The sequence below is a fragment of the Lentzea sp. NPDC092896 genome, assembly GCF_044754905.1.
Taxonomy (GTDB): domain Bacteria; phylum Actinomycetota; class Actinomycetes; order Mycobacteriales; family Pseudonocardiaceae; genus Lentzea.
In genome coordinates this window covers 1,775,495-1,789,689 of the sequence record NZ_JBIVPX010000001.1, presented here as the reverse complement: position 1 = coordinate 1,789,689, position 14,195 = coordinate 1,775,495, and the positions used below count along the sequence as shown (strand labels likewise).

Annotated in this window: 13 protein-coding genes; 6 read left to right on the top strand and 7 right to left on the bottom strand. The window is 69.5% G+C overall.

Going from position 1 to position 14,195, the window contains the following annotated elements:
• Nucleotides 1-6: 6 nt before the first annotated feature.
• Both kdpA and kdpF read right to left on the bottom strand, forming a co-directional pair.
• Nucleotides 7-1,629: a potassium-transporting ATPase subunit KdpA gene (gene kdpA / locus ACIQF0_RS08015; protein WP_401025927.1), complete on the bottom strand. Its 1,623-nt coding sequence runs from the start codon at nt 1,627-1,629 to the stop codon at nt 7-9.
• Nucleotides 1,629-1,727, bottom strand: coding sequence for a K(+)-transporting ATPase subunit F (kdpF, locus tag ACIQF0_RS08010; RefSeq protein ID WP_319979798.1), 99 nt, complete (start codon nt 1,725-1,727; stop codon nt 1,629-1,631). The genes kdpA and kdpF overlap by 1 nt, the downstream gene beginning before the upstream one ends.
• A 273-nt stretch (nt 1,728-2,000) precedes the next feature.
• Between kdpF and ACIQF0_RS08005 the strand changes: the two genes are divergently transcribed.
• Together ACIQF0_RS08005 and ACIQF0_RS08000 are read left to right on the top strand one after the other, a co-directional pair.
• Entirely contained in the window at nt 2,001-2,621 is a 621-nt protein-coding gene (locus ACIQF0_RS08005) for a uridine kinase (protein WP_401025923.1), read from the top strand.
• Entirely contained in the window at nt 2,618-4,120 is a 1,503-nt protein-coding gene (locus ACIQF0_RS08000; RefSeq protein ID WP_401025920.1) for a hypothetical protein, read from the top strand. Before ACIQF0_RS08005 ends, ACIQF0_RS08000 begins: the two co-directional genes overlap by 4 nt.
• On the opposite strand, the gene ACIQF0_RS07995 is transcribed toward ACIQF0_RS08000, so the two are convergent.
• A complete protein-coding gene (locus ACIQF0_RS07995) occupies nt 4,117-4,962 on the bottom strand; it encodes an alpha/beta hydrolase (protein WP_401025917.1) in 846 nt (281 codons plus the stop codon). The genes ACIQF0_RS08000 and ACIQF0_RS07995 overlap by 4 nt on opposite strands.
• Before the next feature lie 101 nt (nt 4,963-5,063).
• On the opposite strand from ACIQF0_RS07995, the gene ACIQF0_RS07990 reads away from it, so the two are divergent.
• Complete coding sequence (locus tag ACIQF0_RS07990; protein ID WP_401025914.1) at nt 5,064-5,906, top strand: helix-turn-helix transcriptional regulator; 843 nt, start codon at nt 5,064-5,066, stop codon at nt 5,904-5,906.
• Here the strand turns inward: ACIQF0_RS07990 and ACIQF0_RS07985 are convergent.
• The 3 genes from ACIQF0_RS07985 to ACIQF0_RS07975 all read right to left on the bottom strand — a co-directional run bounded on the left by ACIQF0_RS07985 (nt 5,888) and on the right by ACIQF0_RS07975 (nt 10,011).
• On the bottom strand, nt 5,888-6,847 hold the full coding sequence (locus ACIQF0_RS07985) for a zinc metalloprotease (protein ID WP_401025912.1): 960 nt from the start codon (nt 6,845-6,847) through the stop codon (nt 5,888-5,890). The genes ACIQF0_RS07990 and ACIQF0_RS07985 overlap by 19 nt on opposite strands.
• Before the next feature lie 68 nt (nt 6,848-6,915).
• Nucleotides 6,916-8,019: a winged helix DNA-binding domain-containing protein gene (locus ACIQF0_RS07980; protein WP_401025910.1), complete on the bottom strand. Its 1,104-nt coding sequence runs from the start codon at nt 8,017-8,019 to the stop codon at nt 6,916-6,918.
• A gap of 15 nt (nt 8,020-8,034) precedes the next feature.
• Nucleotides 8,035-10,011, bottom strand: coding sequence for an MMPL family transporter (locus tag ACIQF0_RS07975; protein ID WP_401025907.1), 1,977 nt, complete (start codon nt 10,009-10,011; stop codon nt 8,035-8,037).
• A 55-nt stretch (nt 10,012-10,066) separates the two neighbouring features.
• On the opposite strand from ACIQF0_RS07975, the gene ACIQF0_RS07970 reads away from it, so the two are divergent.
• Nucleotides 10,067-10,510, top strand: a complete 444-nt coding sequence (locus tag ACIQF0_RS07970; RefSeq protein ID WP_401025904.1) for a MarR family winged helix-turn-helix transcriptional regulator — start codon at nt 10,067-10,069, stop codon at nt 10,508-10,510.
• Here the strand turns inward: ACIQF0_RS07970 and ACIQF0_RS07965 are convergent.
• Nucleotides 10,503-11,093 (bottom strand): maleylpyruvate isomerase family mycothiol-dependent enzyme, encoded by a 591-nt coding sequence (locus ACIQF0_RS07965; RefSeq protein ID WP_401025902.1) that lies wholly within the window; start codon nt 11,091-11,093, stop codon nt 10,503-10,505. The genes ACIQF0_RS07970 and ACIQF0_RS07965 overlap by 8 nt on opposite strands.
• A gap of 133 nt (nt 11,094-11,226) precedes the next feature.
• Between ACIQF0_RS07965 and ACIQF0_RS07960 the strand changes: the two genes are divergently transcribed.
• Both ACIQF0_RS07960 and ACIQF0_RS07955 read left to right on the top strand, forming a co-directional pair.
• Nucleotides 11,227-13,254 (top strand): HelD family protein, encoded by a 2,028-nt coding sequence (locus ACIQF0_RS07960; RefSeq protein WP_401025900.1) that lies wholly within the window; start codon nt 11,227-11,229, stop codon nt 13,252-13,254.
• A complete protein-coding gene (locus ACIQF0_RS07955; RefSeq protein WP_401025897.1) occupies nt 13,251-14,192 on the top strand; it encodes an RNA polymerase subunit sigma-70 in 942 nt (313 codons plus the stop codon). Before ACIQF0_RS07960 ends, ACIQF0_RS07955 begins: the two co-directional genes overlap by 4 nt.
• Nucleotides 14,193-14,195 lie beyond the last annotated feature (3 nt).

Here is a 14,195-nt window from a genome sequence, read left to right as displayed (position 1 = left end):
TGGTGGTCACAGCAGTGCCTCCGCGATGGGACCGAGGGCGAGAGCGGGAACGAACGTCAGCGCGGCGACCAGGACGATCGAGCCGGTCAGCAGCGTCGCGAACAACGGTCCGGTGGTGGGCAGTGTGCCCGCCGTCACCGGCACCTTCTTCTGCGCGGCAAGGGATCCGGCGAGCGCCAGCACCGCGACGATCGGGATGAACCGGCCGAACAACATGCACAGGCCGAGCGACGACTGGAACCAGTCGTTGGTCACCGTGATTCCGGCGAACGCCGACCCGTTGTTGTTCGACGCCGACGCGTAGGCGTACAGGATCTCCGACAGCCCGTGCTCTCCCGGGTTGTTCAGCGCGCCCTGCGTGCTCGGCAGGATCGCGGCGATCCCGGCGCCGATCAGCAGCACGGTCGGCATCGCGAGGATCGACACCGCGGCGGCCGTGACCTCCTTGCGCCCCAGCTTCTTGCCGAGGTACTCGGGCGTGCGGCCGACCATCAGGCCCGCCAGGAACATCGCGATGATCGCCATCACCAGGATGCTGTAGAGCCCGGTGCCGACGCCGCCCGGCGTCATCTCGCCGAACAGCATGTTCAGCAGCGTGCCGCCGCCGCCGAGTCCGGTGTAGCTGTCGTGCAGCGAGTTGATCGCGCCCGTCGACGTGCCCGTCGTGGAGTTGGCGAACAGCGCGCTGGCCGGGATGCCGAACCGGAGTTCCTTGCCCTCCAGGGGCCGCAGACCGTTCGCCTCCGCCACCCAGATCACGGTCAGCATCGCCGCCCAGATCACGCCCATCACGCCGATCAGGACATAACCCTGCTTCCTGTTGCCGACCAGCTGACCGAACGTGCGGGTCAGCGCCACCGGGATCACCAGCAGCAGGAAGATCTCGATCAGGTTCGACCACTCGTTGGGGTTCTCGAACGGGTGCGCCGAGTTCGCGTTGAGCACGCCGCCGCCGTTGGTGCCGAGTTCCTTGATGGCTTCCTGGCCGGCCACGGGCGCGTTCGCGATCGTCTGTCCGTCAACGTCCACACCGGACTTGAGGCTCATCGTGACGCCCGTGATCACCAGCACGATCGCCGCGATGAACGCGATCGGCAGCAGGATGCGGACGGTGCCGCGGACGAGGTCTACCCAGAAGTTGCCGAGCCGGTCGGTCTGGCTGCGCACGAAACCGCGGATCAGGGCGATGGCGACGGCCAGGCCGACCGCGGCCGACACGAAGTTCTGCACGGTCAGGCCGATCATCTGGACCGTGTGGCCCATGACGGCTTCCGGAACGTACGACTGCCAGTTCGTGTTCGTCACGAAGCTGATCGCCGTGTTGAACGCCATGCCCTCAGGCACGTTGCCGCGGTCGAAGTTGAACGGCAGCACGGACTGGATCCGCTGGATCACGTACAGGAACACGATGCCGACGAACGAGAAGCCCAGCACGCCGTACGCGTAGGTGCTCCACTTCTGCTCGGCGTCGGGGTTGATCCGCGCGAACCGGTAGATGGCCTTCTCGGCTCTCAAGTGGCCCTTCGCGGTGAACACGCGGGCCATGTAGTCGCCGAGGGGCCGGTACACGACCGCGAGGGCCGCGACGAGGATGCCGACCTGCAGGAGGCCGGCCACGAGAGGTGACATCAGAACTTCTCCGGCCTGACGAGTGCGATGAACAGGTAGACGATCAGCGCGAGCGCGATCACACCGGCGACGGCGTTCGCGACAAGTCCCGTGCTCACAACTTCTCCAGTCCACGCACCGTCAGGCCCAGCACGACGAAACTCCCGATCAGCAGCAACGCGTAGGCCAGGTCGGCCATGACGCCGCTCCCTTCAACGACAAGGATTCTTGATGACGCACGGAAGCGTGCATCACGAAATGCCTGATCAGGGGGTGCCTGACAGCGTCCTTACGGGGTGGGGCCCGGCTTTTACGCGTTCTTGAGGCCGGGGAGACCTGGGTCTCATCCGATAGGGCCTGTGGCGGTCACGATGTGTGAGAACGTCGGTGCCATGACGCGTGCGGAGATGCTCGACGAGGTCGCCGACCTGCTGCCGTCCCGGGGGCTGGTCGGGGTCGACGGCGTCGACGGCGCGGGCAAGACGACGTTCTGCGACGACCTGGCTCAGGTGCTGCGTTCCAGGGGCCGCGAAGTGGTGCGCGCCTCCGTGGACGACTTCCACCACCCGCGCGCGATTCGCTGGCGGCGCGGGCGGGCGTCGCCGGAGGGCTTCTTCCTGGACAGCTACGACTACGAGCGCTTCACCGGGCTCCTGCTCACGCCGTTCGCGGCCGGGCGGCCGTTCCGGCGGGCGAGCCACGACCTGGAGACCGACGAGTACGTGGACGCGCCGGCCGAGGTCGCGTCGCCGTCCGCGCTGCTGCTGGTGGACGGCATCTTCCTGCACCGCGACGAGCTCGTGGGGCACTGGGACTTCTCGGTGTTCCTGGACGTCGGCTTCGCGGTCTCGGTGGCGCGGATGGCCGTGCGCGACGGCAGCCCGCCCGATCCGGACGACCCCCGCAACCGCCGTTACGTCGAGGGGCAGCGCCTGTACTTGGCGCAGTGCGATCCGGCGGCTCGGGCAAGGCTGCTGATCGACCACCGGGACGTGATATCCACTCGCGCGTGATCAACCCAGTGAGCCGCGGCGAGACGAGGCACCGCCCTGCCAGAGGCGGCCATCCGGACCCCTTGAAGATGCTGGGCTACGTCTGGCCGGTCGTCGAGGAACTGCGGGCCGAACCCTCCGCGGACTGGCCGAGTCCGGACGCGTTGACGGAAGCCCTGGTGGAACTGGCGGAGTGGTTCGAAGAGGCGGGCTGGGACGACTTCGCGTTGCGGACGCACGAAGAGGTGCTGGAGTTCCGCCGGAAGGCCGGTGACGCCGAGAAGCTGCGACGCGTCCTGACGTTGATGCGCGACAACCTCATGCGGCAGGAGCGGCACGAGGAAGCGCTGGCGGTCGTGCGGGAAGAGCTACCGCTCGCGCGGCAGCTGGCCGTGCCGGGCGAGTACAGCACCGAGATCGCCAACGTGGCCAGGTACTGGATCACCAACCTGCTCGGCAAGACGGGCAGGCACGCCGAGGCCGCCGACAACGCCCGCGAGGCGGTCGCCGAACTGCGCGAGCAGCACGAGCCGATCAAGCACGGGTCGCCGCCCGGCTACCGGCTCGCGCACGCCCACAGCGAGTACGCGCGCCGCCTCACGGCGATCGGCCGGTACGAGGAGGCGTCCGACTCCCTCGCCGACGCGGCCGCGTTCTGGCGTCAGCACGCGGCCCTGAACTGTCACATCGCGCTCGAGGAGCTCGGTCTCCTCCAGCTGCGCCTGGGCCGGTTCGAGGAGGCTCGCATGTCCGCGGTCGAGGCGGTGGCCGTCCTCCGGCAGGAAGCGGAGACCGAGGGCAACTGGGACACCGTCGCCGGCGCCCTGCACAACCACGGCAACCGCCTGCGCGACCTCGGACTCGACCAGCAGGCGGTGGAGGCGGCCCAGGAATCGACTGACCGCTTTCGCGAGCTTCTCGCCAAAGCGGAGGGCCGGGCGACGATCATGAAGATGGAGCTGCGGGTCGCCCTCGCGCTCGTCAGTCTCGGCAGCCGGTTGCACGACGTCGGCAGGCTCGACGAGTCGCTCGCGGCCAGCGACGAGGCCATCGCCCTCGCCACCAAGCACGAGGAACGCGAGCTGGGCCGCAAGGAACTCGCACGGGCGTGGGCGAACCGGGCCAGTCTGCTGATCTCGCGCCAGGACTACCCCGGTGCCGCGGAGGCCGCAGCGAAGAGCATCGAGCTGCACCAGACGGAGGACGGCAAAGCATTGGCGCGCAACAACTTTGCTCTGGCCGCGGCGCACGCGGGCGAGCACGACGCCGCGCTGGAGGCGTCCCTCCGGTCGGTCGCTCACTACCGGAATCGGCATGCCGACGACCCGTACGAGTACAGCTACCTGCTGGCCGACGCCCTCTCCGACCACGCGCTGATCCGCGTCCTGCGCGCCGAACGCGCGGAGGCCGAGGCGGCGATCACCGAATCCCTGGCGATGTACGAGGAACTCGCCGCGCACAACCCCGGCCGCTACCAGCGCGAGCTGGACCGCGCTCAAGCGGTCGCCGCCCGGATCTAGAGGTTCTTCGCGAAGAACTCGGTCACCCGCTCGACGACCTGGGGCACGTACCTGTCGTACAGGTCGACGTGCGTGGCTCCGTCGACCCAGTGGAACTCCTTGGGGCCGCCCGCTTTCTGGTACGCCTCGACGCTCATCCAGGAAGTGACCGCCTCGCGCCCGGCCACCAGCAGCAACGGCCGCGGCGCGATCAGGTCGACCGCGCGGAACGCGTCGAACGCGGCGATCCGGCCGACGCTGCTCCACGTCACCGTCTTCGCCGAGCGCGGGTGCTCGCCGCGCGGCGTGCGGTAGTACTCCCAGCCCTCGTACGAGTGCGGGCCGCCGGCGCGGGCCTGCTCACCGGTCTCCGGGAACAGCGTGAAGCCGCCGTCCCGCACCTGGTCCAGCATGCCCTGCAGCACAACGGGATCCTGGGTGCCGTCGGCGCCGAACCGGAACTGGCGGGCGATGTCGGCCAGGCTGACGGTGGCGATCGCCCTGATCCGGTGGTCGGTCCCGGCGGCCGCCACCCCGTACCCGCCGGACGCGCAGATGCCGAGCACGCCGACCCGTTCGTCCTGCTCGCTCAGGAACGCCGCGGCCGCGCGGATGTCCTCGACCCGTTGGAACGGGTCCTCCAGGCCGCGCGGTTCTCCCGCGCTCTCGCCCTGGTAGGCGGCGTCGAACGCCAGCGCGAGAAAGCCCTGTTCGGCGAGCTGCCGTGCGTACAGTCCCGCCGTCTGCTCCTTGACGCCGGTGCCGGGATGCCCGACGACGATCGCTCCACGCGGAGCGCCTTCCGGCCGGTACAGGTGGCCGGCGATCTCGAGTCCGTTGCTGGGGAAGGTCACGTTGTCCATGTCCACCACGTTCGTCCCGCGAGGCAGGCGCAACCAGGGACGACCCAGCCTATGCACACCAGTACCAGGCACACGTCCCGAAAAACACGGACACTGGAGGCATGACCGACCTGGGCGAGTTCCTCCGCACCCGTCGCGCCGCGGCCGACCCGCAGCGCGCGGGATTCCCCGACGACGGCAGGACCCGCCGCGTCCCGGGGCTGCGCCGCGAGGAACTGGCCCAGCTCGCGCACGTGAGCGTCGACTACGTCGTCCGGCTGGAACAGGGCCGCACCAACCGGGTGTCCCGCACCGTCCTCGACGCACTGGCCGACGCGCTCCAGCTGGCCCCGGACGAACGCGACTACCTGTTCACGCTCGCGGACGTCACCCCGGCCAGACAGCCCGCCGCTCCCGAGGTCGCCGGACGGTTGCAGCAGTTGCTGGACGGCATGCCGGACATCCCGGCGATGGTCCTGCACCGCCGCATGGACGTGCTCGCCTGGAACACCGCGGCGTCCGCGCTGCTGACGGATTTCGGCGCTCTTGAGGCGCCGGAACGCAACCTGATCCGCCTGACGTTCCTCGACCCGGCGTTCCGCGCCCTGTACGGCGACTGGGAACGCTCGGCGCAGGAATGCGTTGCGGTGCTGCGGATGGAGGCGGGTCGCACCCCGCACGATCGCGCTCTCGCGGCACTCGTCGGCGAGCTGAGCGTGAAGGACCTCGACTTCCGCACGTGGTGGGCGACGCATCAGGTGCGCGGGCCGCGTCAGCTCGTGAAGACCTACCACCACCCGGTGGCGGGCACGCTGACCCTCGACGTGCAGCAGTTCACTGTGGACACCCACCCGGACCAGCTGCTCGTCGCCTACACGGCGGCGGATGACGCGTCACGGGAGGGCCTGCGCTTCCTTCTGCTGTCGGCGCAGGCCCTCCCGGCAGATCACTTGCCGGCGCGGTAGGCCGTCCAGGCACTCTGCATGCGGGTGTTCTGACCAGGGGTGAACTGGTTGTAGCAGTCGTCGAAGGAGTAGTCCATGTAGTTGTGGATCGGGTCGAGGCCCGTCGCCGTGCAGGAGTCACGGCCGGTCGGGCAGCCCGAGGTGGAGCTGGCCTGCGCCGGGGTGTCCGCGACCTCGTCGCCGGGCGTCCGGCAACCGCCCTGGAAGGTGTGCCAGAGCCCCATCCAGTGGCCGACCTCGTGCGTCACGGTCTTGCCGAGGTTGAAGTTGACCTCGGAACCGCCGGGGACGGTGGCGTAGTCGACCACGACGCCGTCCAGCTTCGGGTCGCTCCTGTACTCGCTCGGGAACGTCGCGAAGCCGAAGCCGTCGATGTCCGCGAACCAGACGTTGAGCGTCGCGGCCGTGCCGACGCGGGTCTGGGTCTTCATCTGGCGCTCGGTGCTCGCGTTGTCGGCGCCCCCGTTGAACCACGTGTTGTTCGTGTAGCGCTTGGTCTGCTGCAACACGAACTTGAAGCCCGTCTTCGCCGCGGCGCTCGACTCCACGCCCGCGAAGCCGTCGTTGAGGACCTTGAGCTGCTTGGTCAGGGTGGCGTCGGTGATCGCGCCCTTGCCCGCGGTGGTGGTCACGACGTGGAAGACCACGTTGATCGTGCCGCCCGCCAGCGCGCTGAACTCGCCGAGCGAGTTGTTCTTGGCGATCTTCGCGCGCAGGTCCGCGTTCATCCGGGCGGCCTGGTCGTCGGAGATCTCGTTGCGGTCGTGGCCGGTGCTGCCGGGCCGGCCGCGCGCGGCCGAGTGCTCGTCAGCGTGCGTGTCGAGGCACTCGGCAGAGCCGACGGCGGTCGCGGCGGGGGAACCGCCGAGCAGGGTGATCGCGCCGGCCGCGAGCAGTGCGGCGGCGAACGCCGGCAGCACGCGCTTTCTCGTGAGAGACATTGAACTTTCCTCCATGCAGGGTGGAGGAATAGTGACTCACGAACGGTCCTTTGTGGATCTTGACGTATTCACACAGTACGAACGTCGTGGGCCGGAAGGCCGCTCCACCACCGTGCGTAACGTTTGTAGACCTGGGGTTCCCGATCACCGAGGAGCTTGCGCAGTGCTGCGGCCTCGTCCGCCAGTCCGGCCCATTGTTCCTCGTCCAGGGCGTGGAACGCGGTCGCTTCAACGCCTCCGTCCTCGGTGGGACGCCACACCCCGGCCACGTGGCCGTCGACGAGAAGTGTCGGCAGTGTGTCACCGTTGTTGCGGATGACGAGTTTGCGATATTCATTCGGAATGATCCGGCTGCGGTCGGCGTAGGCGAGCAACGTGCTGTCCCACATGGCCATCAGCCGTGGCGGAGCCGGGGTGTCTTCGTCCGGGATTGTCCGATTGGGAATGTCGTAGTGATCGCCGTGCTGAACGAGGTCCAGCAACGCCAGCGCTTCCCGGATCGTGGTGCGCGGCAGCATGCTGAACTGGTTCATGTCGAGGACGGTCGCGGGCCCGAAGCCGGTGAGGTAGCGGCGCAGCATCTCGGCGACGGCCGCCATCCGTTCGCGGGGCTCGGCCGCCACGGCCTGATAGGACGGCCGCAGCCCGAACGACCACGGCCCGCCCGTCGGCGCGTGCACGAGACCGCCGTAGGTCCGCAGCGCCCACCAGACGCCGGGCTCACCGACGTCGCCGACGTGCGAGTGCAGCAGTTCCTCGATCTCCGCCTTCTGCCGGGGTGTGGCCGCGAACTCCAGCAGGTGTTCCAGCAGTGCGTCGGCCTGCTCGATCGTGACGTTCATGGACTTGAACCGCTTGTCGTACAGCCGTGACGCCCTCAACGCGGGCAGCATCGCGTGGTGGAACACCTCGTGGTCCGCGGCCGTGACGGCGTGCAGGGTGATCCGCATCAGCGATGCCTTGCGGACCACCCCGCTCGTGAACGCCTCGTCCAGATCAGCGGGGTCGAAACCCTCGATCCGGTTCCACAGCGCGATGTAGGGCGACGCGGGTTCCTGCGCCTGGATCGCCACGACCCGGCCCACGGCCGTCAGCAGGTCGACCGGTTCGCGCCGCAGCAACATCTGCCGGTCGAGCGTGGCGCGGTTGAGCTGACGTGCCGTGAAGGTCATGCCCGGAATCCTGACTCACCGCAGCTTCGACGGCCACCAGATTCGCCCGCCGATGTCCACCGACAGCGCCGGCACGAGCAACGACCGCACCAGCAACGTGTCCAGCAGCACGCCGAACGCCACGATGAACGCGATCTGCGTCAGGAACAGGATCGGCAGCACGGCGAGCGCCGCGAACGTGGCCGCCAGCACCACGCCCGCCGACGTGATCACGCCACCGGTCAGGCTGAGTCCTCTGAGCGTGCCCTCGACCGTCCCGAGTTGTTGAGTCTCTTCACGGACGCGGGTCATCAGGAAGATGTTGTAGTCGATGCCCAACGCCACGAGGAACACGAACCCGAACAGCGGCACCACGGGATCGGCGCCCGGGAAGTCGAAGACGTGGTTGAACACCAGCGCCGACACGCCCATCGTGGCCGCGAACGACAGCACGACGGTCGCGATCAGCAGCAACGGTGCCAGCAGTGACCGCAGCAGCAGGGCCAGGATCAGGAAGATCACGAGCAGCACGATCGGGATGATCAGCGCCCGGTCGTGCTCGGACGTGGTCCTGGTGTCGAGCAACGTCGCCGTCGGCCCGCCCACCTTGGTGCCGTCGATGCCGTCCACGGCCGCTCGAAGCCGTTGCACGGTCTCGACCGCGGCGTCGGAGTCCGGCGCGTCCTTCAGCGTGGCCTCGATCCGCACGAGCCCGTCGGCCGTTCCGGACGGCCGGACGTCCGCGACACCGTCCACCTTGGACTTCGTCACGACCTCGGCGGTCTGGCTCTCGGCGGTGATGATCACGGTCGGTGAGCCGGTGCCGCCGGGGAAGTGCCGCGACAGCACCTCCTGTCCCGCAACGGACTCGACCGGCGTCAGGAACACGTCGGACTGCGCGGTGCCGGAGGCCTTGAGCTGCGGCAGGAACGCGGCACCCGCGAGGAGCACCAGCGACGTGACGATCCAGATCGCGCGAGGCTTGCGGCGCACCATGTTCGCGACGCGGCCCCAGAGCCCGCTGGTCTCGGGGTGCTTCGAGCCGAACTTCGGTGCGAACGGCCAGAAGGCGCCCCGTCCGAGCAGTGCCAGCGTCGCCGGCAGGAACGTCATCGTGGTCAGCAGCGCGGCGCCGATGCCGATGGCCGCGACCGGCCCGAGGCCCTTGTTCGAGTCGAGGTCGCTGAACAGCAGGCACAGCACGCCGAGGATCACCGTGCCGGCCGAGGCCGCGATGGGTTCGATCGTGCCGCGCCAGGCCAGGCGGATGGACTCGTACTTGTCCTGCGTGTCGCGCAGTTGCTCGCGGAACCTGGACACGAGCAGCAACGCGTAGTCCGTCGCGGCGCCGAAGACCAGGATCGAGAGGATGCCCTGGCTTTGCCCGTTCAACGCCAGCACGTCGTTCTTCGCGAGCAGGTACACGACGAAACTGGCCAGGCCGAGCGCGAACACCGCCGACACGAGCACGACGAGCGGCAGCAGTGGACTTCGGTAGACCACCAGCAGGATCAACGCGACCACGGCGCCCGCGACGATCAGCAGCAGCCCGTCGATCCCGCCGAACGCCTCGACGAGGTCCGCCACCTGCGCCGCCGGGCCCGTGACCAGCACCGTCAGCCCCTGCGGAGCGCCACGCGTGCCGTCGCGGAGCTGGAAGACCGAGTCCTTGACGTCGTTGCCCGGGTCGAGCAGCACGACGAGCTGGGCGGCGTCCTTGTCGTTCGGCGCGGGGATGACCGGCGACGCCTGGAATCCCTTGGCCTGGTCGGCGAGGTACTTCCGGTCCTCTTCGGTCAGTCCGCCGGACCGTTCGATCACGACGATCGCCGGGATCGCGGTCTCGCGCTGGAACTTCTTCTGCAGCTCGGCGACCTGGGTGGACTCGGCGGAGTTCGGGAGGAACGCACTGCTGTCGTTCTCCGCGACCTCCGACAGCTTGCCCGCGTACGGCCCGGTGAAGCCGCCCAGGGCCAACCAGACGACGAGCAGTACCCCGGCGAGGACTCGCATCACGCATTCCTTCGATCGTCGAACGTTTCGATGGCCGAAACAGTAAGCTGTGACCGTGAGCGACGCAAGTGACTACGACCTGAGCATGATGCTGCGCGCTTTGGTGATGGAGTCGAACCGATTCCTGGAGATCTTCAGCGCCGCGCACGCCCTGCACCCGACAGACATGACAGCGCTGAACCTCATCATGACGGGTCCCATGACACCCGGCACGCTGGCGAAGGCCCTGAACCTGAGCGCGTCGGCCACGACGTCCGTGCTGGACCGGCTGGAGAAGGCCGGTCACGTGACGCGCGAGCGCGACCCGGACGACCGCCGCCGGGTCGAACTCCAGGTGCTCGACCGGGCGACGGCGCTGGCGGCGACGTTCTTCCAGCCGCTGGCCCGCGAGTACGCGGCGGTGTGGGGCGGGATGAGTGTCGCGGAGCGTCAGGTCGTACTTCGGTTCCTCGTGGCCACGACCGAGGCGACGGCCCGCGTGCGCGACGCGGTCAGCTGAGTCTTCCCGGCGGCAGCGTCCGTCCGCAGACCAGCAGCAACAGGTCCTGGGCCAGCGCTCGGACGGGTTCTCCCCCGCCGAACGTCCAGTCCAGGTCGGTGGCCTCCAGGCGTTTGCCGTCGAGGTCCGCGCCGAAGTACTTGACGTTGCCGGGCTTCATGCCGTCCAGGACGATTTTCAGCCGTTCGTGCGGGACTTTGCGGTCGATGCCCAGCGCGGTGGTGATGTCGAGGCCGTGGATGACGTCGTGCGAGAGCGCGCCTGCCGGACCACCGCCGGGCGGCGTCCACGGGTGGTCGATGTTGTTCTTCAGCGCGCCGAGCAGGTCTGCGGTGGGGAGCTGAGCGTCCTTGCGGGCCATGCGGTCGGAGGCGTGGTTGAAGCGGCCGGCCGACTTCAGGATTTCCAGGACCACTCGCGTGCCCGAGGAGCGGAACGGCAGTGTCGTGTGCGCGACGACGTGCTTCACGGTCCAGCCTTCGCACAGGCTCGGCGCGTTCCACTGGTCCTCGGTGAGGCCGCTCAGAAGTTCGGCCTGGTCTCGTCGTTCCGCCGCCACCGCGGCGCGGATGTCTTCAGTCATGCCTGTCGTACGTACCGGCCGCCGGGAACTCATCGGTGTCGGCTGAGCGGTCCGGTGAAAACAAGACTGTTCCTGCGCGAATCCGCCGTGCACCCTCGTCGTCACCGATCACCGAACAGCTGGGAGTTCTGGGGTGCCGACCAGCAACGAGGACGAGCTCGTCGCCGAGCAGGAGTACGTGACCGCGCTGTACGCCAGGCTGGACGCCCTGCGCGAGCAGGCCCGGCGGTCGACCGGCGAGGCGGGGGTCTGGCGGAGGGAACTGGCCCGCCTGGAGGCCGCGGAGGACGGACTGTGCTTCGGGCGGCTGGATCTGCGGGACGGGCGCCGCGTCTACATCGGCAGGCTCGGGATGTTCGAGAACGACGAGCCGCTGCTGCTCGACTGGCGCGCACCGGCGGCCCAGCCGTTCTACACCGCGACCATGGCCGACTCGCAGGACGTGCGACGGCGGCGGCGCATCACGACGCGTGGCCGGACCGTCCTGGCGCTGGACGACGACCTGCTCGACGCCGACACCGCCGGGCAGCCCGGCCTGGTCGGCGAGGCCGCGTTGCTGGCGGTGCTGACGGCGGAGCGGACCGGGCGGATGCGCGACGTCGTGACCACGCTGCAGGCGGAGCAGGACCGGATCGTCCGCGACGGGCACGGCGGGGTGCTGGTGGTGCAGGGCGGTCCGGGGACGGGCAAGACGGCGGTCGCGCTGCTCCGGCTGGCGTTCCTGATGTACACGCGTCCGCACCTGCGCACTCGGGGCGTGCTGGTCGTCGGGCCCAGCGAGGTCTTCCTGGACTACATCGGGCAGGTGCTGCCCGGCCTGGGCGAGCACGCCGTGGTGACGGCGACCATCGGCCTGCTGCGCCCGGAGATCCAGGTCGGCCGCACGGACTCGCCCGACGTCGCCGAACGCAAGGGCCGCGCCGGCATGGCGGGCCGGATCGCCGCCGCGGTGCGGGCTTCGGTGCGCGCTCCCGGCGAACCGGTCGAGGTGGAGTTCGAGCAGCAGGTGGTGCGGCTGGATCCGGCAGGCCACCAGGACGCCCTGGACGTGGCCTTCCGCAGCGGGTTGCCGCACAACCAGGCCAGGCTGGTGTTCCAGCGGCAGGTCGTCGACCTGCTCGCGCGCCGCCTGATCGACGAGATGGAGAACGTGGTGTTCACCGACACCGGCGAGGCCATCGACGGCGGCGATGCCGACGGCCGGCTCAGCGCGGCCGAACTGCGCGCGCTGGCCGCCGCCGGGGTGGTGCTCGGCCAGGACGAGGACCCGGACGGTCCACGGCACCTGCTCGACGAGGTCGACGCCACCCGGCTGTGCGGCGCGTTGTCGGCGGACGCCGGGGTGGCCCGCGTGCTGGACGGGCTGTGGCCGCCGCTGACCGCGCGGGACGTGGTGACCGGGCTGGTCGGCGGGGCCGGTCGCTGGAGTGCGGCGGACGTCCCGCTGCTGGACGAGGCCGCCGCGCTGATCGGGGAGAACGGCCGGGCGACGTTCGGGCACGTCGTCGTCGACGAAGCGCAGGAACTGTCCGAGATGGCCTGGCGGATGGTGATGAGGCGGTGTCCCAGCAGGTCGATGACGATCGTCGGCGATCTCGCGCAGACCAGCGACCCGGCCGGTGCGTCGTCGTGGGATCGCGTGCTGCGGCCGCACGTGGACGATCGCTGGCGGCTCGCCCAGCTCACGGTCAACTACCGGACCCCGGCGGAGATCATGGACGCCACCGCCGACCTGTTCGCCGCGCACCACCCCGGCCTGCTCCCTCCCCGTTCCGTGCGCGCCACCGGTGAACCGCCCTGGCGCCGAGGCGTCGCGCTCGCCGAACTTCCGCGGGTCGTCGCGGGTCTCGCGGCCGCGTTGGCGGGCGGCCAGTGCGCGATCATCACCCCTCCAGCCCACGTCGCCGTGCTCGGCCAGGCGCTGCGTTTCGCCACGCCACCCGCGATCACCGATCCGGTCGTTCTGCTGACGCCGGTGCAGGCCAAGGGACTGGAGTTCGACTCCGTGCTGGTCGTCGACCCGGCCGCGATCCTCGCCGCACCGTTGGGGCACAACGATCTCTACGTCGCCATGACGCGGGCCACCCGGCGGCTCGGGATCGTGCACCCCGGCCCGGTGCCGGACGAACTGGCGCGGATCCGCGTAGGGTCCGGTGCGTGATCGAGACGCTGGAGCCGTTCCGCGTCGAGCTGACCGGCTACTGCTACCGCATGCTCGGCTCGGGCTTCGAGGCCGAGGACGCCGCGCAGGAAACACTCGTGCGCGCGTGGAAGGCGTTCGACAGCTACGACTCCGCGCGCGCGTCGCTGCGGACGTGGCTCTACCGGATCGCCACGAACATCTGCATCGACATGCAGCGCAGCGCCCAACGCCGCGCCCTGGCCGTCGACCTGGGACCGGCCGGCGGCGATCTCGGGGCTCCCCTGCTGGAGAACGTCTTCGTGCAGCCCGTTCCCGACGCGCTGGTGCTGCCGGAGGACCAGGCGATCCGCCGCGAGACCGTGCGGCTGGCGTTCGTGGCGGCGTTGCAACACCTGCCCGCGCGCCAGCGAGCCGTGCTGATCCTGCGCGATGTGCTGGCGTGGCAGGCGTCCGAGGTCGCCGCGCTGCTGGACATCTCGGTGGCGGCGGCGAACAGCGCGTTGCAACGGGCACGCGCGACGTTGCCGGTCGCGGACGCCGGCGAGCCGTTCCTGCCCTCCGATCCCGCGCAGAAGTCGCTGCTGAGCCGCTACTGCGAGGCGTTCGAACGGCATGACGTGAAGACGCTTGTGGCTTTGTTGCACGAGGACGCGACGATGTCGATGCCGCCGTTCAGCTGGTGGCTGCGGGGGCGCGGGCCGATCTCGGTGGCTTTGAACGATCCTGCGGCCGCCTGTGCCGGCGCGTGGCTGGTGCCGGTGCGGGCCAACGGGTCGCCCGCGTACTGGCAGATGCGGCCGGGGATTTCGCGGCCGTTCGGGCTGGTGTTCCTGGACGTGCGGGGTGGGCAGGTGATCGGCAGCACCACGTTCTTGAACGTGGAGGAGTTGCTGCCTTTGTTCGGTGCACCTCCGATGAGTTCCGGGCAGTCGTCCCGTATCCCTGTGGACGACTAGGAG